This window comes from Sporosarcina sp. P20a, from assembly GCF_002743175.1.
Lineage (GTDB): Bacteria > Bacillota > Bacilli > Bacillales_A > Planococcaceae > Sporosarcina.
The window spans coordinates 105,973-126,842 of sequence record NZ_PDYT01000003.1 but is presented as its reverse complement, the minus strand read 5'-3'; the positions used below and the strand labels follow the sequence as shown (position 1 = coordinate 126,842).

The 20,870-nt window shown below is 41.4% G+C and carries 22 protein-coding genes; 17 read left to right on the top strand and 5 right to left on the bottom strand.

The window, feature by feature from the left end:
* Positions 1-65: 65 nt before the first annotated feature.
* From CSV72_RS06200 to CSV72_RS06185, 4 genes are all read right to left on the bottom strand, one after another.
* Positions 66-635, bottom strand: a complete 570-nt coding sequence (locus tag CSV72_RS06200) for a nitroreductase family protein (protein ID WP_099677617.1) — start codon at positions 633-635, stop codon at positions 66-68.
* 117 nt (positions 636-752) lie between these two features.
* A complete protein-coding gene (locus CSV72_RS06195; protein ID WP_099677616.1) occupies positions 753-2,285 on the bottom strand; it encodes an AbgT family transporter in 1,533 nt (510 codons plus the stop codon).
* 381 nt (positions 2,286-2,666) lie between these two features.
* Positions 2,667-3,509 (bottom strand): YitT family protein, encoded by an 843-nt coding sequence (locus tag CSV72_RS06190; RefSeq protein ID WP_099677615.1) that lies wholly within the window; start codon positions 3,507-3,509, stop codon positions 2,667-2,669.
* 143 nt (positions 3,510-3,652) lie between these two features.
* Complete coding sequence (locus CSV72_RS06185; RefSeq protein WP_099677614.1) at positions 3,653-4,087, bottom strand: putative periplasmic lipoprotein; 435 nt, start codon at positions 4,085-4,087, stop codon at positions 3,653-3,655.
* A 134-nt stretch (positions 4,088-4,221) separates the two neighbouring features.
* Between CSV72_RS06185 and CSV72_RS06180 the strand changes: the two genes are divergently transcribed.
* From CSV72_RS06180 to CSV72_RS06115, 14 genes are all read left to right on the top strand, one after another.
* A complete protein-coding gene (locus tag CSV72_RS06180) occupies positions 4,222-5,127 on the top strand; it encodes a DMT family transporter (RefSeq protein ID WP_099677613.1) in 906 nt (301 codons plus the stop codon).
* 99 nt (positions 5,128-5,226) lie between these two features.
* A complete protein-coding gene (locus CSV72_RS06175; RefSeq protein ID WP_099677612.1) occupies positions 5,227-5,919 on the top strand; it encodes a GntR family transcriptional regulator in 693 nt (230 codons plus the stop codon).
* Between the two features lie 135 nt (positions 5,920-6,054).
* Positions 6,055-6,477 carry a phosphonate C-P lyase system protein PhnG gene (gene phnG / locus CSV72_RS06170; RefSeq protein WP_099677611.1) on the top strand — a complete coding sequence of 141 codons (423 nt, stop codon included), beginning with the start codon at positions 6,055-6,057 and terminating at the stop codon, positions 6,475-6,477.
* Between the two features lie 36 nt (positions 6,478-6,513).
* Complete coding sequence (phnH, locus tag CSV72_RS06165; protein ID WP_099677610.1) at positions 6,514-7,110, top strand: phosphonate C-P lyase system protein PhnH; 597 nt, start codon at positions 6,514-6,516, stop codon at positions 7,108-7,110.
* On the top strand, positions 7,111-8,226 hold the full coding sequence (locus CSV72_RS06160) for a carbon-phosphorus lyase complex subunit PhnI (protein WP_099677609.1): 1,116 nt from the start codon (positions 7,111-7,113) through the stop codon (positions 8,224-8,226).
* Positions 8,216-9,082 (top strand): alpha-D-ribose 1-methylphosphonate 5-phosphate C-P-lyase PhnJ, encoded by an 867-nt coding sequence (locus tag CSV72_RS06155; protein WP_099677608.1) that lies wholly within the window; start codon positions 8,216-8,218, stop codon positions 9,080-9,082. Before CSV72_RS06160 ends, CSV72_RS06155 begins: the two co-directional genes overlap by 11 nt.
* Positions 9,075-9,914: an ATP-binding cassette domain-containing protein gene (locus CSV72_RS06150; RefSeq protein WP_099677607.1), complete on the top strand. Its 840-nt coding sequence runs from the start codon at positions 9,075-9,077 to the stop codon at positions 9,912-9,914. The genes CSV72_RS06155 and CSV72_RS06150 overlap by 8 nt, the downstream gene beginning before the upstream one ends.
* Before the next feature lie 14 nt (positions 9,915-9,928).
* Positions 9,929-11,110, top strand: coding sequence for a phosphonate metabolism protein PhnM (phnM, locus tag CSV72_RS06145; RefSeq protein ID WP_099677606.1), 1,182 nt, complete (start codon positions 9,929-9,931; stop codon positions 11,108-11,110).
* A 26-nt stretch (positions 11,111-11,136) separates the two neighbouring features.
* Entirely contained in the window at positions 11,137-11,862 is a 726-nt protein-coding gene (locus CSV72_RS06140) for a phosphonate C-P lyase system protein PhnL (RefSeq protein WP_099677605.1), read from the top strand.
* Positions 11,852-12,649, top strand: a complete 798-nt coding sequence (locus CSV72_RS06135; protein ID WP_099677648.1) for a PHP domain-containing protein — start codon at positions 11,852-11,854, stop codon at positions 12,647-12,649. Before CSV72_RS06140 ends, CSV72_RS06135 begins: the two co-directional genes overlap by 11 nt.
* Before the next feature lie 113 nt (positions 12,650-12,762).
* Positions 12,763-13,806 (top strand): PhnD/SsuA/transferrin family substrate-binding protein, encoded by a 1,044-nt coding sequence (locus CSV72_RS06130; RefSeq protein WP_099677604.1) that lies wholly within the window; start codon positions 12,763-12,765, stop codon positions 13,804-13,806.
* A 77-nt stretch (positions 13,807-13,883) separates the two neighbouring features.
* Positions 13,884-14,666, top strand: coding sequence for a phosphonate ABC transporter ATP-binding protein (gene phnC, locus CSV72_RS06125; protein WP_099677603.1), 783 nt, complete (start codon positions 13,884-13,886; stop codon positions 14,664-14,666).
* A gap of 52 nt (positions 14,667-14,718) precedes the next feature.
* Positions 14,719-15,468, top strand: a complete 750-nt coding sequence (locus CSV72_RS06120) for a PhnE/PtxC family ABC transporter permease (RefSeq protein WP_099677647.1) — start codon at positions 14,719-14,721, stop codon at positions 15,466-15,468.
* Positions 15,468-16,316 (top strand): ABC transporter permease subunit, encoded by an 849-nt coding sequence (locus tag CSV72_RS06115; protein WP_099677602.1) that lies wholly within the window; start codon positions 15,468-15,470, stop codon positions 16,314-16,316. The genes CSV72_RS06120 and CSV72_RS06115 overlap by 1 nt, the downstream gene beginning before the upstream one ends.
* 169 nt (positions 16,317-16,485) lie before the next feature.
* Here CSV72_RS06115 and CSV72_RS06110 read toward each other — a convergent pair whose 3' ends face one another.
* Positions 16,486-17,136 carry an SDR family oxidoreductase gene (locus tag CSV72_RS06110; protein ID WP_099677601.1) on the bottom strand — a complete coding sequence of 217 codons (651 nt, stop codon included), beginning with the start codon at positions 17,134-17,136 and terminating at the stop codon, positions 16,486-16,488.
* A gap of 138 nt (positions 17,137-17,274) precedes the next feature.
* Between CSV72_RS06110 and CSV72_RS06105 the strand changes: the two genes are divergently transcribed.
* The 3 genes from CSV72_RS06105 (at position 17,275) to CSV72_RS06095 (ending at position 20,809) form a co-directional block, all read left to right on the top strand.
* Positions 17,275-18,549: a sensor histidine kinase gene (locus CSV72_RS06105; protein ID WP_233191112.1), complete on the top strand. Its 1,275-nt coding sequence runs from the start codon at positions 17,275-17,277 to the stop codon at positions 18,547-18,549.
* Complete coding sequence (locus CSV72_RS06100; protein WP_099677599.1) at positions 18,546-19,421, top strand: response regulator; 876 nt, start codon at positions 18,546-18,548, stop codon at positions 19,419-19,421. Before CSV72_RS06105 ends, CSV72_RS06100 begins: the two co-directional genes overlap by 4 nt.
* A gap of 98 nt (positions 19,422-19,519) precedes the next feature.
* Entirely contained in the window at positions 19,520-20,809 is a 1,290-nt protein-coding gene (locus tag CSV72_RS06095; protein WP_099677598.1) for a cation:dicarboxylate symporter family transporter, read from the top strand.
* The last annotated feature ends 61 nt before the right edge of the window (positions 20,810-20,870 follow it).

Sequence of the window (20,870 nt, the reverse complement as noted above, 5' to 3'; positions counted from 1 at the left end):
TTACATTGAGTGAAAGAAAAAGCACGATTACCTGCTCCCATTAAGGAAATTGGTAATCGTGCAGTTCATTTATCAATAATTGTCAGGACGTTACGTATATCCATACGATCCTCTGGCTTAGGCACATGTTTCGGATAGCCAATCATTAGTGTTCCGACAATCTTTTCGTCTGACTTCACACCGATAGCATCTTTAAATACGGGGTCATGTGTCCAGTCATTCGTGCGCCAGATCATGCCGATACCGCGTTCCCATGCGGCCAATTGAAAGTTCTGGATCATCGCAGAAATCGCAGCATAGTCTTCATCCCAACGCTTTTTACGGGCGTCTTCTGGCATGATGACAACTAAATGCAAAGGGATTTCGCGGAAGTAAGCTGCTTTCTGCTGTGCTTTATCAGGTATGTTCCCATCACTTTCTTGGGACGTCAAAAATGCACCTATAAATTTCTCTTTGCCTTCATCTACATACAACTGAAAGCGCCACGGCTCTGTCAATTTATGATTTGGTGCCCATTTTGCGACGTTGAGTAATTCAATTAGTTCATCTATATCGATCGGGTCTGTTTTAAATTTCTTGATGGAGCGTCTACCCATAATCGATTTCTCTACAGCATTCTTTCCTTCATAATCCATAATTAAAAACTCCTTTTGATAGATAGAATCATTCTAAATGAAAACCATTATCAACTACTATACTATCATAAAAAACCCCGTAAGAGCAAAGGATGCACTTACGGGGTAGTGGTTGTCTTATTTTAAGTAATAAATAGGGGATCCAGGTCCAAGATCGATTCCTAGCAACATCCAAATAATTAACGTCACGCTCCAGAACAGTAAGAAGAACATGGAGTATGGGAACATAACAGAAACGAGCGTCCCGATTCCCATCTTCTTATCGTACTTCTGCGCAAAGGCAATGATGATCGCGAAATAGGTCATGAGCGGTGAGATGATATTAGTTGAAGAATCCGCCACACGATACGCCATTTGCGTCAATTCAGGAGAATAGCCGAGCTGCATCATAATCGGTACGAACACTGGTGCCATCATAGCCCATTTCGCAGATGCACTACCGATAAACAAGTTGATGAACGCCGCAATGAGGATGAACATCAGTAACAAAGGAATCCCTGTTAAACTAATACTATCAAGGAAGTTTGCACCGTAAACACCTAGCACCAAGCCCATATTTGACTCGGAGAAGAATGCGACGAATTGACTTGCTGTGAATGACAGGACGATAAACATACCCATTGCAGACATCGTTGTCGACATCATAGCGGCTACGTCTTTGTCATTACGAATTAATTTCGTTACTCTACCGTAAACAAGACCCGGTACAAAGAACATAAAGGCAATGATCGGAACGAGTGATTTCATGAATGGTGATTTAATGATCGGCATATCTGCTTCATCCCCACGCAACGGAGCACCCGGGAATATAACAAGAAGTGCAACCAATGCCCCTGCAACAACGACAGAAACACCTGCTAAAATCAAACCTTTCTTTTCAAGACGAGTTAGCTTTTCTACTTTCTCACGGAATTCACCGTTATATTCGCCAAGACGTGGTTCTACGATTTTTTCTGTGACCCATGCACCGACGAATGTCAAAACGATAACAGAAAATGCGATGAAGTAGTAGTTCATGGCAATATTCATACCTTCTGCATATTCGGGATTGATGATCGCTGCGGACATGATCGTCAATTCACCAAGTAATGCATCGGTACCCGATAGTAGCAAGTTGGCACTGAATCCACCGGAGACCCCGGCAAAGGCAGCTGCTAGACCCGCAAGAGGGTGTCTTCCAAGTGCTGCGAACAATACCGCACCTAGTGGCGGCAGGACAACGTAGCCCGCGTCAGACGCTACACTCGACATAACCCCTGCAAATACTAAACCTAACGTGATCATGCGTTTTGGAACAGACATTACAAAGCCGCGAAGTAAAGCACTGATTAATCCTGAACCTTCTGCGACACCAATACCAAGCATCGTGATGAGCACGACGCCAAGCGGAGCGAAACCGATAAAGTTATCGGTCATATTCGTAATGATGTAATGAATACCTTCACTACTCAATAAGTTATTTACTTCAATCATTTCGCCTTCTTTACCTGGATGCTCTGCACTAACACCGAAGTAAGAGACGACTGCCGAGATGACGATTACCAATAAAGCCAAAACAGCGAATAATGTAACCGGATGTGGCAATCGGTTACCGGTTTTCTCAATCATATCCAAAAACTTTTGGAAAAATCCTTTTTTCTGTTTATCCATGATAATCTCCTCCCACTAGAAAAATACTATTCAATCCATCACGAAAAGGTATAAATTTTTCAGATATTATCAAGTATATAGAAGAACTCCGTTGAGTGAAATGCTTTATTGAAATAATTAAATTGGAAGATAGTTGCGACTCTTGGGAGGAGTGCGAATAGTGTGAAAACACGAGAGAAGCCCAGCCAAGTTTTGGGTGGGGAGTGGTACCAATGACAAAGTGTCCATGACTTTCTTTCGTAAAGGTGGCATGCATCAAAATTTATGCCATCGTCACTTATCCGAGCATGAAAAATCAAGTAAGATAACTCTCTCCTATGCCTGTAATGGTATGGGAGAGAATTCATGATATTAAGGAAATGAACTAGTAGAAATCACATTTTATTTTGGACGTCGTTCCTTAAATCCGCGCTTGAAGATTTCTTGTACATTATTGATGGTAACGTATGCATCTTCGTCTACCCGCTCCAAAATACGTCTTAACTGCACGATTTCCGTCTGGTTAATAATAATGTATAATATCGCTTGTTTCTCGAGCGTATAGCCGCCGCGTCCATCGAGAATCGTCACACCTCTGCCCATTGTAGTGAGTAATTCTTGTCTAATCTCTTCTTGGTGTTTCGATATGATCATCACGGCTTTTCGGTCATCTGCACCGTCTACAATTTTATCGATTACTTTAGCACCCACGTACACAGCAACGAGCGTAAACATCGCTTTTTCTTTCCCGATAACAAAGGCCGACAACAAAATGACGGAAATATCAATGACTAGCATCGCTTTTCCGACACTCCAGCCAAGCCACTGCTGAAGCATCCGAGCCACTGTAGTTGCACCCCCGGAAGTACCGCCAACACGGAAAATCATTCCGAGACCACCACCAACAAATAAACCAGCAAACAATGCGGCAAGTAATGTATCACTACCTAACTGTTCTCCCCAATTCTTCGTTAACTCAAGGAAAATGGACGAGAATATGATGGTGATGACAGTGTAGATAATCGTTCGTTTACTGAAGAATTTGTACCCGATCGCGACCAGTGCTAAGTTGATTATGAAACTGACAAGTCCAGGTGACCATTCGAATAAATAGTATGTAATGATAGTAATCCCGATAACGCCGCCTTCAGATAGCATATTCGGAATGGCAAAGTAGTTAATTCCAATTGCAAATATGAATGATCCAAATATTAAAGCGGCATAATCTATTAGCTTTCTTTGCATTTAATCCCCTCTTTCCGAAAAAGCGACATACAATCGTATGTCGCTTCTGTCCTTTTTGCGGGTCTTTTACTGTAAATGTACTATACCTCTAGGATCTTAGTCAAAACTTGTAAATTAACCGGTTTTGGTTGATTTACAAGTTTTCAGTCCGCATCAATGAAAATCCCTTTAATAACAGGTACATCCCCATCGTCTTTCCCATCATACGTACCGTAAACGGAAACGTCGAAGCCTTCCAAAATATCTGTACGTTCTCCAAGTCGAATATCTTTGACGTATATGACTTCATCCGTGGATTGTTCCGCTTTGCTTTGGACAGTTAAAGTTCCTTCATTCACTCCTGTCACGGTTCCGATAAACTTCACTTTGGAATTAACAGGAACCTTGTCCTCAGCAAATACGACATACTCATGTTCTACCGTATCTGCTTTTAGACCTTCTTCCATTTCGTCACTTGCTGGTTCTACCGGTGCAGTCTCTTCCACGGGCTCCGTTGATTCAATCGGTTCTTTCGGTTCATCATTGCTACAAGCAGCTAATAGAGCAGCAGTTATAATCATGGCAAATAGTTTTTTCATTTAAAATCGCCTCCATTAGTAATCATAAGGAATTTTTGCCGAAAAGAAAACCTTTGTCTTTGATTAGAGTCATAAAAAAGATTGAGAGAATAGACTAGATTTAAATGATTAACCCAATTAGAAAGGATGGAGGAGTGAACAAGCTATTTACAAAATCTACTGTCGCGTTGGCAGTTTTAGTTATAATTTGGGGCATTAGTTGGCCAATTTACAAACTATCGATCGTGTATGCACCGCCACTATTATTCTCGGGAATGCGTGCGTTGCTTGGCGGTTGTTTAATTGTATTGCTGATTATCAAGCTACGTGACAGATTGCAATGGCGTCAGCATTGGCGGAAGTATTGTATTTCAGCTTTGTTCAACACCGTCCTGTTTTTCGGCTTGCATACAATTGGGCTACACTATTTGCCAGGCGGGCTATTTTCTGTACTTGTATATTTCCAGCCAGTCCTCCTTGGATTATTTGCTTGGATGTGGTTGGGCGAAAGTATGACGGCGATTAAAGTAACTGGCCTGCTGATTGGATTCATCGGAATTAGTGTAGTTAGTGTGGATCATTTCACTACCCAGATTTCTATAATTGGCGTGATATTAGGTATATTAACTGCATTCTTTTGGGCGATTGGTGTTGCGTATGTGAAAAAAGTTAGTCAAGAAATAGATGCGTATTGGATGGTCGCGATGCAGTTTACTATAGGGGGTATAGTGCTACTTGTACTCAGTGCCATTACAGAGAGCTGGTCATCAATAGAATGGCATCCTATGTATATTTTTGGACTTGGTTTCGGCGCAACGATGGGTATCCCTGTTGCCTATATCATTTATTATTCGCTCATTCGTGCGGGAGAGGCAAGTAAGGTGGCTGTTTTCACCTTTTTAGTGCCCGTAATTTCTGTGTTTATTAGTACGGTATTTGTTGGAGAGCCCATGACACATACGTTGTGGGTAGGCTTATTGCTAGTCGTTGTCAGTATTTGCTTTGTCAATTATCGCAAGAAGGATCCTATAACACTGATGGATCACAAGAATAAGGAATGATGAAGGGGAAGTATTGTACAATATGATACAAAATATGTCTTCAATAACAGTTCAATAAGGGAGATGGCTATCATATCTACGGAGAAGGAAACTATAATTATGGATGAGCTAATGGAACAAATTGTTTCAAAGACATTCACATATGGAGAAAGATTGCCTTCTGAAAACATTCTAGCGAAAAAACACAATGTACCAAGAATGACTGCAAGGAATGCATTAACAAAGTTAGAAGAGCGGGGTTTTATTTATTCAAAACAAGGCAAAGGGCGATTTCTAAAAGAGCAGGCGATACAAATTCAGCTGTCTCTTACCGCAGGGACGAGTTTTACTGAAAAGATGAAGGCGTTAGGTTATGAATTGGAAACGCGCACGATAGCTTGTGAACAAATAACATACGATGAACATATGTATCAAGCATTAGAAACGAGGAAAACAGACGATATCTACAAAATTGGAAGATTGCGTTTGATTGACGGTGAGCCAATCGCTATTCATTATTCTTTTGTTAGTTCGAAGACCATTCCGAGCATTAAAGAAGATTGCTTTGAAATTCAATCGATGTTTGCCTATTATCGGAAACTCGGCTATGGCGAATTTAACAGCCGCAAATCTCTACTAAGCATCACATTTCCAACTGCAGGCGAGCAACAATTGTTATCTTGCAACAGTATGGTCCCGCTCATTATGGTTGAAAGCGACTGTGTAGACCAGAAAACCGCTAAGGTACTTGAATATACTAAAGTGTTATATCGCAGTGATAAGTTCAAGTATGATATTACGATGAATTCATAAACAAGTATGGCTTTCGGCCATGCTTGTTTTTTTATGTCCAATTGTAAAGGATGTTTACAATAAGCTAACCGTATCTTAAAACACATGAACTTGGCGACAAGTTACTATTAATTTATAGAGAAGGAGGGAGCACATATGAAAAGAAGAAAAAGAACTGAAATTCTTATTCAAGAAAAAGGTCATCTTGCTAGAACTCTTGCAGAAACTATCACGGCTGTATATGAGTGTCGTGAAATTACAGCACCACAATATGGAATGACAATGATTAAAATGCGTGAAACAGCTAAGAATTCCTTATTCTATATGGGTGAAGTCCTGGTTACGGAAGCAAAAGTGGAGATTGCTAATCGCATCGGCATTGGCATTGTCGCTGGGATGGAAGAGGAGCTGGCTAAGCATTTGGCCATCATCGATGCAGCGTATAAAGCCGACTTGCCGGAAACTTTTTTATGGGAACCTCAGTTAATCACTGCTGAGGATGAAATTAGGAAAGAGAAGGTCAGACGACAAGCAGAATTAATCGGTACAAAAGTCAATTTTGAAACGATGGAAATATAATTACTTACTAGAATCAAAGTAGACAGGAGAGAGAGTATGGCGATTGATCAAGTACATGATTTGCAATATGTCTATCGTAAATTACTGCATAGTATGTCACGGCCGGGTACGATTTCATCCATTACAGAACCAGTGAAACGAATGGATTATTCTATTCCTTGCAGTGAAGCTTTACTTTTAACAGCCATGACATTATTAGACGGAGAAGTCACTTTCCATATTATCTCCAATGAACACCAAGGGCTAATAGAAAAGATATCGGAATATACGTCTGCCAAATATGCATCCATTCATGAAGCGGACTTTGTCATAGTCCCTCGCGGAGACAATGAGCAAGCGATACAGCATGCAATGGAACATTGTAAAATCGGTTCCCTCATCGATCCACAGCAATCTTCTACTTGGCTCGTTGAAAGTCCTGTTTTACAAAATGATGGTCAAACAGTTTTAAAAGGTCCGGGTATTCAAACGGAAATACCTCTTCAAACAGGATTTCCAGAAGTGTTTTGGCGAGCTCGAAATCAGCGAACAAATGAATTTCCAATGGGAATCGACTTAATTTTTATAGATCAAGCTTCACAAATTGCTTGCGTACCCAGAACAACGGCAGTTGCACATAAGGAGGTGGGTTAAGTGGGTTATGTTCCTGTAAAAGGAGGCACTGAGGCGATAGATGCTTCTATTAAACGTGTAAAGTTCGAACGGCTCAAAGGACAAGCAATCCTCGAAATTGAAACTATTTTGTCGACGATGAGAGCTTTGGTTGATCAAGTCATGTCGGAGAGTAGTTTATATTCTCCGCAATTGGCCGCATTGGCTATCAAGCAGGCAGAGGGAAGTATGGAAGAAGCAGTATTCCTTATGAGAGCTCACCGCTCCACCTTACCGAGATTGTATTACAGCGAGTCAATCGAAACGGAAGCGATGTTTGTAGAACGAAGAATTTCTGCGAGCTTTAAAGATATACCAGGCGGTCAATTATTGGGTGCCACGTATGACTACACACATCGGCTTCTGGATTTTGATTTGATCAATGAAGATAAAGCTGATAATACACATTGGCTACAAAGCTATGCCGAAGGGTTTCATGAGTTGAAGGTGGAAGAAACGATTGAACGCTATCCGAAAGTTGTAGAGTACCTTCGTAAAGAAGGATTGTTTGAACGGTATGAACTGGACAATACAGAACCTGAAGATATTACGAAACAGAGTTTGGAGTTTCCGGCTAGCCGCAGTGCAAGATTGCAAGTCCTAACCCGCGGGCAAACAGGTGCACTTACTTCGTTGGCATATGCTTCGTTGCGCGGATATGGAGAAGTCCATCCTACTGTAGGTGAAGTACGTGTAGGTTCGCTGCCGATTTACGTTAAGCATCCGAATGAAGAAGACGGTTCAGAGGACGAAGATTTTTACATCGGTGACATTCAAGTAACCGAAGTAGAATCATTTGTGCCTGTCAATGTGAAAAATGAAAACAATGAGGATGAACTGGAATTTGAGATTGGATATGGGATTTGTTATGGACAAAATGAAACCAAAACGATTGCGATGAGTATTCTCGATCAGTGCCTAGAACATCTAAATGATGAATATCCAACACATGATGAAGAATTTGTACTGCTACACATTGATTCAGTGGAATCCAGCGGGTTTATTTCCCACTTGAAGCTACCGCATTACGTGACGTTCCAATCTAAATTGGACAGTATCCGGCAAGTGAAGAAAGGAGTGCAGATCAATGAAAGCTAACACGCATTTTGCTTTTTTCGATGAGGGTTCAAAAAAGGAAATTCGTCGCGCTACTCTAAAAGCTGTAGCCATCCCAGGTTATCAAGTGCCATTTGCTTCTAGGGAAATGCCCATTGCACGAGGTTGGGGAACAGGTGGTTTGCAGCTTACACTTTCTCTAATTGGACAAACAGATGTCTTAAAAGTGATCGACCAGGGCTCCGATGAGTCGGTCAATGCAGTGAGTATTAAAAAGCTAGTTCAAGATACAACAGGTGTTCAGCTGACGGAGTGTACAGAGGAAGCAGACATTATTCAATCAAGGCACCGGATTCCTGAATGTTCATTGACGAAAGAACAAATTCTTGTGTTACAAGTCCCGATACCAGAACCGTTGCGTGCCATTGAAGCTAGGGAGTACGTGACAAAAAATATGCATGCGGAAGATGATTATAGTGGTGCTTGGCTGATGTTGTTCGAGCAAATTATGAAGTTTGGAAAAACAGCGACAACTGCTGATCATCCTGTGTCCGTTCACGACCGTTATGTAATGGCACCAAGCCCGATTCCAAGATTCGATAATCCAAAAATGGATCATTCTGAAGCATTGATCCTTCTCGGAGCAGGAAGGGAAAAGAAAATTTATGCTGTACCGCCCTATACATCCGTCAAATCGTTAGCTTTTGATGATTATCCATTTACTGTTGAATCATTTGAAGGGGCGCATTGTCATTTGTGTGGAGCAGTAGATGTTTTCCTAGATGAACTCATAGATCACGAAAAGGGTGAAACGATTTATCAGTGCAACGATTCAGCTTATTGTATAGAACAATTAAACAAACAAGAGAAAGTTGAGGTGGAAAGCACATATGCATGAAACACCGATTTTACGGGTTAAGAATTTACGCAAACAGTATGGTACGGGCTGTCAAGAATGCCAAGTTAAAGAACGAAATAGTGTAGAGAAAAATTACTGCAGAGCTTGTGGAACGGTCTTTGCCGTACGAGACGTCTCTTTAGATCTTTATCGTGGTGAAATTTTGGGGATTGTCGGCGAAAGTGGAAGTGGTAAATCGACGATGATGCAATGCTTGTATTTTGATACTGATATTACATCTGGAGCTGCGTACATTAACCGACCGGGTAAAGAAAATGAAAATGTTTTCGAATTGTCTTCTCAGCAAAAGCGTATGATTCGCAATCATGATTATGGCATGGTGTATCAAAATCCAGTTCACGGACTGAAGATGAACTTTTCATCGATTGGCAACATAGCGGAAAAGTTAATTGCGGCAGGAAATCGAAATGTGTCGGATATGGAGGCAACAGGGAAAAGATTGCTTACAAATGTTCATATTCCGTTGCATCGTATGAAAGAGGAACCCGAAAAGTTTTCGGGTGGGATGCAGCAACGCGTGCAAATTGCGAAAGCATTATCGAATAACCCACCTATTTTATTTTTGGATGAAGTAACGACAGGGCTAGACTTGTCTGTGCAAGCAAACGTTCTAGATTTAATCAAAAAAATTCAAAGAGAACTACAAATCAGCATGATTGTAGTGTCACATGATTTGGCAGTGATCCGGATGCTGGCGGACCGTACTATTGTCATGTTAAACGGTGAAATAATTGAAGAAGGTTTGACGGATCAAGTATTGGAAGACCCACAACATGCGTATACACAACAATTAGTGTACTCACTATTATAGGGGGAACTGCTGACATGTATGTAATCCACAATGGGAACATTATAACAGAAAACGAAATACTTGAAGGCTTTGCGGTTGTTGTAGAAGAAGAGTTCATTCGAGATATCATCCCGCAGGAAGACGTAATGAAATTTCCGGAAGCTAACCGGATTGATGCGGGAGGTGGACTTATTTCACCCGGATTTATTGACATTCATTCTGATTATATTGAAACAATTGCATCACCAAGACCTTCTTGCATGATGGATTTTGATATAAGTTTGCGAGAGGCTGAAAAAGTATTGATCAGTCACGGTATTACCACTATGTTCCACTCGCTTTCCTTTTATGGGGAAGATGTTTTTACACAGAAAACAATGCACCATCCTAAGAATATCCAGCGTATGATCGATGCCATCCATACAACGCATGGGAATTTGCACTTGATCCGTCATCGTTTACATGCACGATTTGAGATTGACAATATGGATGGCGTGGCGAGCCTTGTGCAGAATATAGAAGATGACAAAGTACATTTGCTCTCTTTTATGGACCATACGCCGGGACAAGGCCAGTATCGAAATTTAGAAGTGTATCGTGAAACCTTGAAAGGATACCGCGATCTATCAGATTCAGACATCAATGTGCTGATCGCGGAAAGACAAACTACAGAGTCTCTAACGACTGAAAACATTAAGGAAATTGCAGAGATTGCTACGAAGAAAGGTATTGCCATTGCCTCTCATGATGATGATAATGTTCAGAAACTAGAATTAGTGAAAACTTTTGGTACGTCTATTAGCGAATTTCCGATTACGTTGGAAGTTGCGAAGAGGGCCAAAGAACTTGGCTTGCATACGATTGCGGGCGCTCCCAATGTTTTACTTGGTGGTTCGCACTCTGGCAATTTATCTGCTACGGAAGCAATTCATCACGGTTGTGTAGATATTTTATGCAGTGACTATTATCCAGCCGGTCTCTTGCATGCGGTCTTTGTATTACATGAGCAACATGGCAACGATCTGCACAAAATGTTCATGATGGTTACGTTGAATCCAGCGAAAGCAGTTCGAATAGATGATGAATTGGGATCCATCAAAATTGGAAAGAAAGCCGATCTGCTCATCATTGAAAGAATGGATGACGGCTATCCTATGTTGACGACTACAATGGTAAACGGAATGCTAATTACGAAAACTAATTACCGTACAAACTAATGTAATTGGAGAGGAGCATCATTTTGATGTCCATACTGAAAATCGCTGGATTCGGCAAACGTTTCACTATTCATCATTTAGATAAAACCATGCCAGCTACAGAAAATATACATTTTTCCTTAGAGGAGGGGGAGTTTATAGGTATTGTAGGAAAAAGCGGAAGTGGGAAATCAACAATCTTAAAAAGTATTTACCGTACGTATTTGCCGGATGAAGGGAAGATTCTATACGACTCGCAGCGCTTTGGGCTTGTAGATTTGTCACAAGTCAGCGATCGACAAATGCTGTATTTGCGTAAATATGAAATGGGTTACGTATCCCAATTTTTAAATGTTATGCCAAGAACAACTTGTCGACAGTTAGTGACCAATGCGTTGCTGGAGATGGGGGAATCTGAAGTAACAGCCAATGCTGAAGCTGAAAAAACGTTAGCTCATTTCGAACTGGATCCTAAACTGTGGGACAGTTATCCAAATACCTTCTCTGGCGGCGAAAAACTACGCTTGAACATTGCCATGGCTACAGTGAAAAAACCTAGACTATTATTGCTTGATGAGCCGACTGCTAGTTTAGATCAGCAATCAAAAGTAAAAGTTCGTGAAATGATAGAAAAACTAAAGAACAATGGAACTACGCTTGTTGGGATTTTCCACGATATAGAGTTCATGGAAGGGTTATGTGACAAAGTATTCGATATGAAGGCGAAAAACCTCGTGCTGGACAATAAGGTGGGTGTTGGTTCTGAAAGCTGATCTACATGTTCATAGTCATTATTCAGATGGCTCGGATTCTGTTTATACTGTTTTCCAAAAAGCTGCAGAGGCCGGCTTAACACATATTAGCTTTGTCGATCATGACACGGTAGCAGGCTGGAAAGAAATCCAAACTGTAAGTGAAAAATTTGGCATCACAGCACTATCCGGCATTGAGATATCGGCATATGACTTCCAGCGGCAACGGAAAGTACATGTGCTTGGCTACAACTATGATTCCGATGCAGTACATATCCAATCGATTTGCCAACCATTGCTAGAAAGAAGGCATGCTCATTCACTTTGGCAAATAGAGCAAATAATAAAGGCCGGTTATTTGCTTGATAAGGAAAGAATCTTTGAATCTGCGAAATTCTCAGGAACGGTTTACAAACAACATATTATGAAAGAGCTGACGGAGGATCCTTTTACTTCAGCTGCCTATCAACGATTGTATAAAGAGTTATTTAAAGGACAGGGCGTCGCATCAGGGGATATAGAATACATCGATGTCTTCGATGCGGTGGGGGCCATTAAAGCTGACGGTGGATTGGCTGTTGTTGCGCATCCAGGACAGCTGGATTCATATGATTTGATCGCTGACTTAGTAAAAGTTGGGCTTGACGGTATTGAACGCAATCACTTTGATCATACAACCGAAGATAGTAGACGAGTTGAAGAACTGGCAGAACAGTATCATCTGTTGATGACAGGCGGCACAGATTTCCACGGTGTATTTGGGAAAGAAATTGAAGTTGGCGATATTGTGAGTCCTTCCGATTTTTAATGGATGGATAAAAGGGGTGTAAAGAGTCTGTGAAGATCCTGTAAATACTCACATAGCGTTATCTTTCTATGTTTCAATAAAGTTGATTAACCAGTTGAAGAGGAGTGAACTTGATGAAGAAATTGAATTCGGTCTTCGCAATACTTGCGTCAGCCACCTTACTAATGTCTGCGTGTTCAAGTAGCCAAGCGGGAGCGGAAAAAACAGAAGTGGATGACGTCATTAGTATTGTCTGGTATCCCAATGAATCGGGAAATGATATGAAAACTTCACGAGATGAAATTGGAAAAGCCATCGAGGAAACAACCGGGAAATCGGTAGAGCACAAGTTGACGACTGATTATGCAATCGCAATTGAAACTATGGTGAATAATAACGCGGACCTTGCCTACATGGGTGCGCAAGGCTATGTTCAAGCTAATAAAGGAAATGAAGCGAATAAGCCGTTAGTGGTTTCCACTGGCCCTTCAGGTACATTGGACGACGCCTTATATTATAGTTGGCTTGCAGTAGACGTAGAGGATCAAGAAACCTTTAAAGTAAACGATGAGTTTTCTTTAGACACATTAGCAAAGAAAAAGATTTCATTTGTTTCAAATAGCTCGACTTCGGGGTTTGTGATTCCTTCCTCGACGATAATTGATCATTTTGTAAACAATAAGAAATATGGAGAATTGAATTCCGAAGATTTAATGGAGGGCGGCCCCCTGTTTTCACAAGTTATATTCGGTAACTCCCATCAAGGTTCAGCAGTGAATGTATTGAATGGTAGTACAGACGTGGCGGCTTTTTGTGATACGTGTGTTGAATCCTATGTAGACGTAGTAGAAGGTGAAGAGAATGAAGTGGGGTCCGTATATAAAGTGAAAAAAGATGCAGCGGAACCATTTAATCGTGTAGCCGGCAAGGAATTCACTTTAATGGAAGTAACGCCTGTACTAAACGCTCCATTTGTTGCGAATACGAATGTCCTTGGTCAAGAAGACTTTGATAAATTACAAACACTATTCACTTCAGATGAATTTGCTAATAACGAAGAAATTTTCGTCCCGAAAGATTCTAATGCAGCAGGCTTATTCTTTAAAACGGAAGATGAGCGTTTTGTGCCAGTTGAAGACGCTTGGTTTACCCCGGTCCGAAATCTTTTTAATGAATAGGTGAATCCAATCAGGGCGTGCATAGTATTGTACGCTTTGATTGTATATATATTCGAAGGAAAGAGGAGCGAGAAGATATGTCTTTATTAACAGTAGAACAACTTGGGAAATCATATAACAATCAAAGGAAAGTGTTGCAAAATGTAAACTTTGAAGTGGAAGCTGGCGAATTCATTTCGATCATCGGTCCTTCAGGCGCGGGAAAATCTACCTTGCTTCGGTGCATCAATCGAATGGTCGACATTGATGAAGGCGCAGTAATCTTTGATGGAGCAGATGTGGGGACGTTGAACAAAAAGGAATTGCGAAAGTTGCGAACAGATATCGGTATGGTTTTTCAGCATTATAATTTGGTGCCGAGATTAACTGTCATTGAAAATGTTCTACACGGTCGATTTGGATATAAAACGACACTACAAGGAGTTATGGGCAGATTTACAGAGGAAGAAAAAGAGCGAGCATTTTTCTTGTTGGAAAAACTGGGGATTGCTGATCATGCCTATAAACGCTGTGACCAACTAAGTGGAGGACAGCAACAGCGAGTGGGAATTGCACGTGCATTAATTCAAGAACCTAAAATTGTTTTATGCGATGAGCCTATCGCTTCTCTTGATCCGAATGCTTCCAAAATCATCATGGATCATTTGAAGTCCATTACCGTGGAACTTGGGATTACATGCATCGTAAATCTGCATCAAGTTGAAGTGGCGCGTGATTATTCAGATCGTATTATAGGGCTTAGGCAGGGCCAAGTAGTCTTTGACGAGATGAGTCATCGATTGACTATGGAACGAACGGATGTCATTTACGGTACTAAGACAAAGACTGTGCCAGTAGTAAGAGAACTAGCAACGGTATGAGGAGCTAACTATTGTGAATGTAAATAGAATACGATACAAGAAAAACCAACAGATGATAGTAGTTGTCCTTCTTCTGGCTTTATTAACGTATCTTTCATCCGTGATCACAGACTTTAATATTTTACATGGATTCGCGACGTTACCTGAAGCATTTATATGGATATTTTCCAACTTGGTAGTCACTGAGGAATCACTTGAACGTATGCCGACCATTCTAGACAAATTAGTTGAAACGATCCTCATGTCTATTGCAGCAACGACAACAGCTACTGTTGTATCGCTTCTCTTGGGAGTGATGGGATCGAAAGCCGTGGGGACGAGCAAGATACTTGGTGTTTTGGCAAGGTTTATAGCATCGCTATCAAGGAATATTCCCGTGGTAGCCTGGGCATTGATTTTACTTCTATCGTTCGGGCAGAACTCTTTAACAGGATATCTCGCTTTATTCGTTGGGTCGGTCGGTTTTCTAACTCGAGCTTTCATTGAGGTCATTGACGAGTCGAGCCAAAGTGCGGTAGAAGCGTTACAAGCAACAGGTGCAACATATATCCAAATTATTATGAAAGCGGTCATTCCCGAGTGCTTGCCGCAAATGATTAGTTGGATACTGTTTATGATTGAAACAAACATACGCAATGCTACGCTAGTAGGAATCTTAACAGGAACCGGGATCGGATACACATTTGACTTGTATTATAAAACACTCAACTATCATGGAGTGGCGTTAGTAACTGTCAGTATCGTCGTGGCTGTGACCCTCATAGAACTACTTTCAAACCATGTACGGAAGGTGATTCTCTAATGCGAGCGACAACACATATGAAGCGACGAAGTGATGGTCGTATTAGCATAAAGTCTGGCAATCAAGTACAGCTAATACTGCAGTTAACCATCCTCATTCTAACCGTACTTACTGTCATAGCTTTCCTGTTCTTTGACTATACAGGGCTCGACATTCAACGAGCTATCCAAGAAACAACCTATAATTTGCAGGTTATGTTTTTAGAACCCGCTCTCAGTCATTTCGGTTGGGGAGAAGCCATCTATCAAGTAGGTATTACACTCGGACTTGCCTTTTTATCTACGATTCTAGGAGCCGTTCTTTCGTTTTTTCTAGCATTGACTGCAGCAACTAATTTGACCAATGAATGGATAACCAAAATAGTTCGCATTTTCTTGGCCTTTATCCGTGCAGTCCCGACGGTTTTATGGGTTTTGATCTTTGCTATTGCGGCTGGATTAGGGAGTGAAGCTGCAGTGCTTGGCATGCTTTTTCATTCAATTGCATATTTAGTAAAAGCTTTTTCTGAAGCGTTTGAGGAAGTAGACAAAGGAATTATTGAAGCATTGAGGGCTACGGGTGCGGGTTGGTGGCACATTGTAGTACACGCGATACTTCCTTCGACATTTACATATCTTATGTCCTGGACTTTTCTGCGGTTTGAAATTAACTTTGCGGTGGCGGTTGCAATGGGAGCGGCAGCCGGAGCAGGTGGTATCGGTTTCGAACTGTTTATGGCTTCAAGCTTCTACTTTGACTTGCGTGAAGTAGGAATGATTACATATATGATCTTAGTACTGGCGATCGTACTGGAGGTCATATCCACATTGCTGAAGAACCGCTATTTCCCTGCAAGTATGAAAAATTGAGTTCGCTACTTCTCCTTCCAACTGGAAGAGAAGTAGTAGTTAGAACTTTATGTATACTGAAGGCCAACTCATAGGGAGTTGGCCTTCAGTGTTTTTTGGCGTTATGGTTGTACGCGTTAGGAATTAGACAGAAAAACCTGAACGGTCAATACCGTACAGGCCTCTGGCTTTATAGTGCATTAATCGCATCTTTAATCGGTGTAGAGCCACCAATTACTTGGAACTCTTTGCCGATCGTTGAGTCGTTTTCTAAACAAGCGAAGATCACTTCTGCAATATCATCACGTGGCACTTCGTTTGGTTCGACAGTAGCCGCGGCTTTTACTTTGCCTGTTCCATTGTCGTTTGTTAAAGCACCTGGATGAATCAACGTATAGTCTAGATCAGTCGAGCGTAACCATTCATCTGCATAGTGTTTTGCTATGACGTACGGAGCAAATGATTCCGATGCTTCCTGGATCGCTTTTCGCGTTGTGTCGTATGAACTAATCATGATGAAACGTTTAACGTCGGCTTTTTGCGCTGCTTGTATAGTTTTGATAGCGCCATCAAGGTCAATCATCATAGTTTTATCTGGACCTGTTTTTGGGCCGGATCCTGCTGTGAAGACGATAGCATCTACGCCGTCTGCTGCTTTTACGATATCGTCCACTTCGCCTTCAAGATCGACAAGCACGGTTTCCGCACCGATTTTCTCAAAGTGTTGCGCTTGCTCTTGCTTACGGATCATGGCTTTTGCTTCCAGTGTATCGCTGTCTTGAATCAATGAAACTAACTGTTTCCCGATCTGACCGTTTGCACCTACAACTAAAACTTTCATGTATTTTCATCCTTTCGATATATAAATATAATAAATGTACCTTCTTACAGTACCCGTAATATATAAGTCCAAAACTGTACAATGTTTTTCTGGTTGCTATAATACGTGTACGATTACTTATTTATTAGGAGTAGAATGATGAATCCAAAATTAATGTGGCGCCATATATATCAATCGGAAGCGGCTAGAATTGCCTTTATTGCAATCTTGACAGCTCTTACGGGTGAATTGAAAGTGATGCCGTTTGACGGAGAGATGTTCCGTTTTGCGCTGGGCGGTATAGTATTCTTTTTACTGATACTTATTTATCCACCTGTTTCTATCTTGCGCACAGGATTCGTTACAGCAGTTACGGTAGTGATATTTCGCGTAACTAAGGAACTATGGCTTGGTGCTGATTTGCTTGAGAGTTTACAAATGCATGTACCTGTCTTTTTGTTTTACTTTATCGTGGCGGTCGGCTGGCATTTCGTCGGTCTTGAAAAGTATAAATCTTTACCACTTCGACTGGGTGCATTGGCCTTCGTATTTGAAGTAGTGAGCAATACATCAGAGCATGCACTGCGTAACTGGTGGCTACATAGTTCTCTGCTCAACGGTAAGGAGTGGGGGATTTTAGTGGGGGTCGCATTATTGCGAAGTTTCTTCACGGTGGGATTATATAGTTCTGTGGCATTATCAAAAGAGAAGCAGCGTGTAGAGGAAATGCTTGGAGTAGGTTCGGAGCTATACGCGGAAGCATTGTATTTACAAAAGTCCATGAACCATATAGAGCAAATCACTGCCTCGAGTCATGATTTGTACCGCAAGCTCAAAAAAGAGAATCAACCGGAACTTAGCACCCAAGCGTTACACATTGCGCAGGAAATCCATGAAGTGAAAAAGGATTCTCAGCGAATTTTGGCAGGGTTATCAAAGTGGACAACACGGCAACAAGTAGAAGTGTTTTACCTGTCTGATTTACTCAATATGGTCGTCACTGCGAATGAAAAGTACAGTGAAATGATCGGTAAGGAATGCACGTTGGAAACAGTAATTGATGGGGATCTTCAAACAGGCCAACATGTCCCTTTGCTCGCTGTATTGAACAATTTGACGGCGAATGCAGTGGAGGCCATTGAAGAAAAAGGTCATGTACTCATTACAGTCGAGAGAGATGAACAGTGGGTGCGCTTTAGTGTATGTGACACAGGAAAAGGGATTCCTTTTGAACATGAAGACATCATATTTGAACCAGGGTATACGACGAAATTTACGGATCAAGGAACAGCAGCAACAGGTATCGGGTTATCGCATGTCTGTGCAATTATCGATGCGATGCAAGGTACAATTGCTGTAAAGCGCCTAGATCAAGGACTGAATGTACTAGTGGAAATCCCTATGGACTCCATTGTGAAGGAGATAGAAGCATGAGATATTTTATCGTAGATGACGACAAAGCAAGCCGTGTGATGCTGAAAAACATTTTGGCAGAGCAAGAAGGGATTGTGATTGGTGAGGCGGAAAGTGGAGTGAAAGCCATTCCGCAAATACTTTCCCTAGCACCAGATGTCGTATTGATCGATTTATTGATGCCTGAACTTGACGGAATCGAAACAATTCAACAGCTGAAAACACAAGGCTATAATGGACAATTCATCATGCTAAGCCAAGTAGTGAACAAAGAAATGGTTGGCGAAGCCTATCAAGTCGGTGTCGAATTCTTCATACATAAGCCGATCAATCAAATAGAAGTACAAAGTATCGTGCGACGTACAGCGGAACAGTTACGTCTAAAAAACTCCTTATTGACGATTCGGGAATCACTGGCGCAATTCGGTTCTGTCGAACAACCTAAAGCACAGCAATCAGTGAAAGATATTGTTCTAAAGAAGCTACATGATATGGGAATCTTCAGTGACAGCGCGAGTCGCGACATTGTAGCCATCATGGAAGTTTTGAATGAGCAGCGAGCTATTCAATTACCACCTCTAAAGGAACTATATGAAGCTGCGTTGACAAAACTGGGTGTGCCAGATGGAGACATCTCCAAAGAAAGTAAGGCGATGGAGCAAAGAATCCGACGGTCCATCCTTACGGCAATGGAACATTTAGCATCACTTGGCGCGGTAGATTATACAATCGATGAATTCGAATACTATGCCCCACGCTTTTTTGATTTCCAAGAGATTAGTCTGAGAATGAAACAGATTCAAGAAGAAAAATTTGAAGTCAGGCCAGTTAAAGTGAACAGTAAGAAGTTTCTGCATGTATTGTATATGGAAACAATAGAAGGACGAAAATAGTTTTTGTAGGATGTTGTAGAATTTTGTAGGGCCCCCGTAAGATATGAATAAGCTACTGAAAGAAAGCGTTTTCAGAGAACATCTAAGGGGGATTATCGATGAAAAAGATATTTAAATTGTCTTTGGCTTACCAAATATTAATTGGATTGGTTTTAGGTATTGCAGTCGGTGCAATCTTCTATGGTAATCCTAATGTAGAGAGATACTTACAGCCAATCGGCACGATGTTCATCAATATGATTAAAATGATTGTGGTACCTATTATTATTTCCACGCTAGTAATCGGCGTTGCAGGTACAGGTGATATTAAGAAATTAGGTAAACTTGGCGGTAAAACGCTTTTATATTTTGAAATTGTAACAACGATTGCGATTATTGTGGGTCTTATGTCCGCTAATATTTTCAAGCCAGGTGAAGGCATCGATATGTCTTCTCTTGAAAAAGGTGACATCTCGCAATATGTAGAAACGACAGAAGAAGTGCAAAATGGCGGCTTCATGGATGTGCTAGTCGGCATCGTACCAAGTAATATTGTAGACTCGATGGCGAATGGCGATATGTTACCAATCATTTTCTTCTCTGTGTTATTCGGATTAGGTGTAGCGGCAATCGGGGAGCGCGGCAAACCGGTACTGGATGTTTTCCAAGGAGTCGCAGACGCAATGTTCTGGGTAACGAATTTGATTATGAAATTTGCACCGTTTGGTGTATTTGCGTTAATTGGTGTAACGGTATCTAAATTCGGTTTGGAATCACTCATTCCGATGGGTAAATTAATGGTTCTTGTATATGCAACGATGATATTCTTCATCATCGTCGTGTTAGGTGGGATCGCGAAGATGGTTGGCGTGAACATCTTCCACTTCATGAAGATCTTGAAAGACGAATTGATTCTAGCGTTTTCTACGTCTAGTTCGGAGACGGTGTTACCGAAAGTGATGGAGAAAATGGAGAAGTTCGGTAGCCCGAAAGATATCGTATCTTTCGTAGTGCCAACAGGATATTCATTTAACCTAGACGGATCTACTCTTTACCAAGCATTGGCGGCTATGTTCATTGCACAAATGTATGGCATTCAGTTGAGTATTATGGAGCAAATCACATTGGTGTTAGTGTTGATGATTACGTCTAAAGGGATTGCAGGCGTACCTGGCGTTTCATTTGTCGTGTTACTTGCGACGCTTGGAACAGTAGGTATTCCGCTTGAAGGCTTAGCGTTTATCGCGGGGATCGACCGTTTGCTAGATATGGCACGTACGGTAGTGAACGTAATCGGAAACGCACTTGCAACGGTGGTCATGTCGAAGTGGGAAGGTCGCTTCGGTGAGGATACTGTGAAAGTAGAACGCGAACCACAATTTGTCTTTGCAGAAGAAAAATTAGTGTAATCGAAGGCTGTCCTCTTCATTGAGGGCAGTTTTTTTTATGGGGTTTAAGAGGTTCGACATG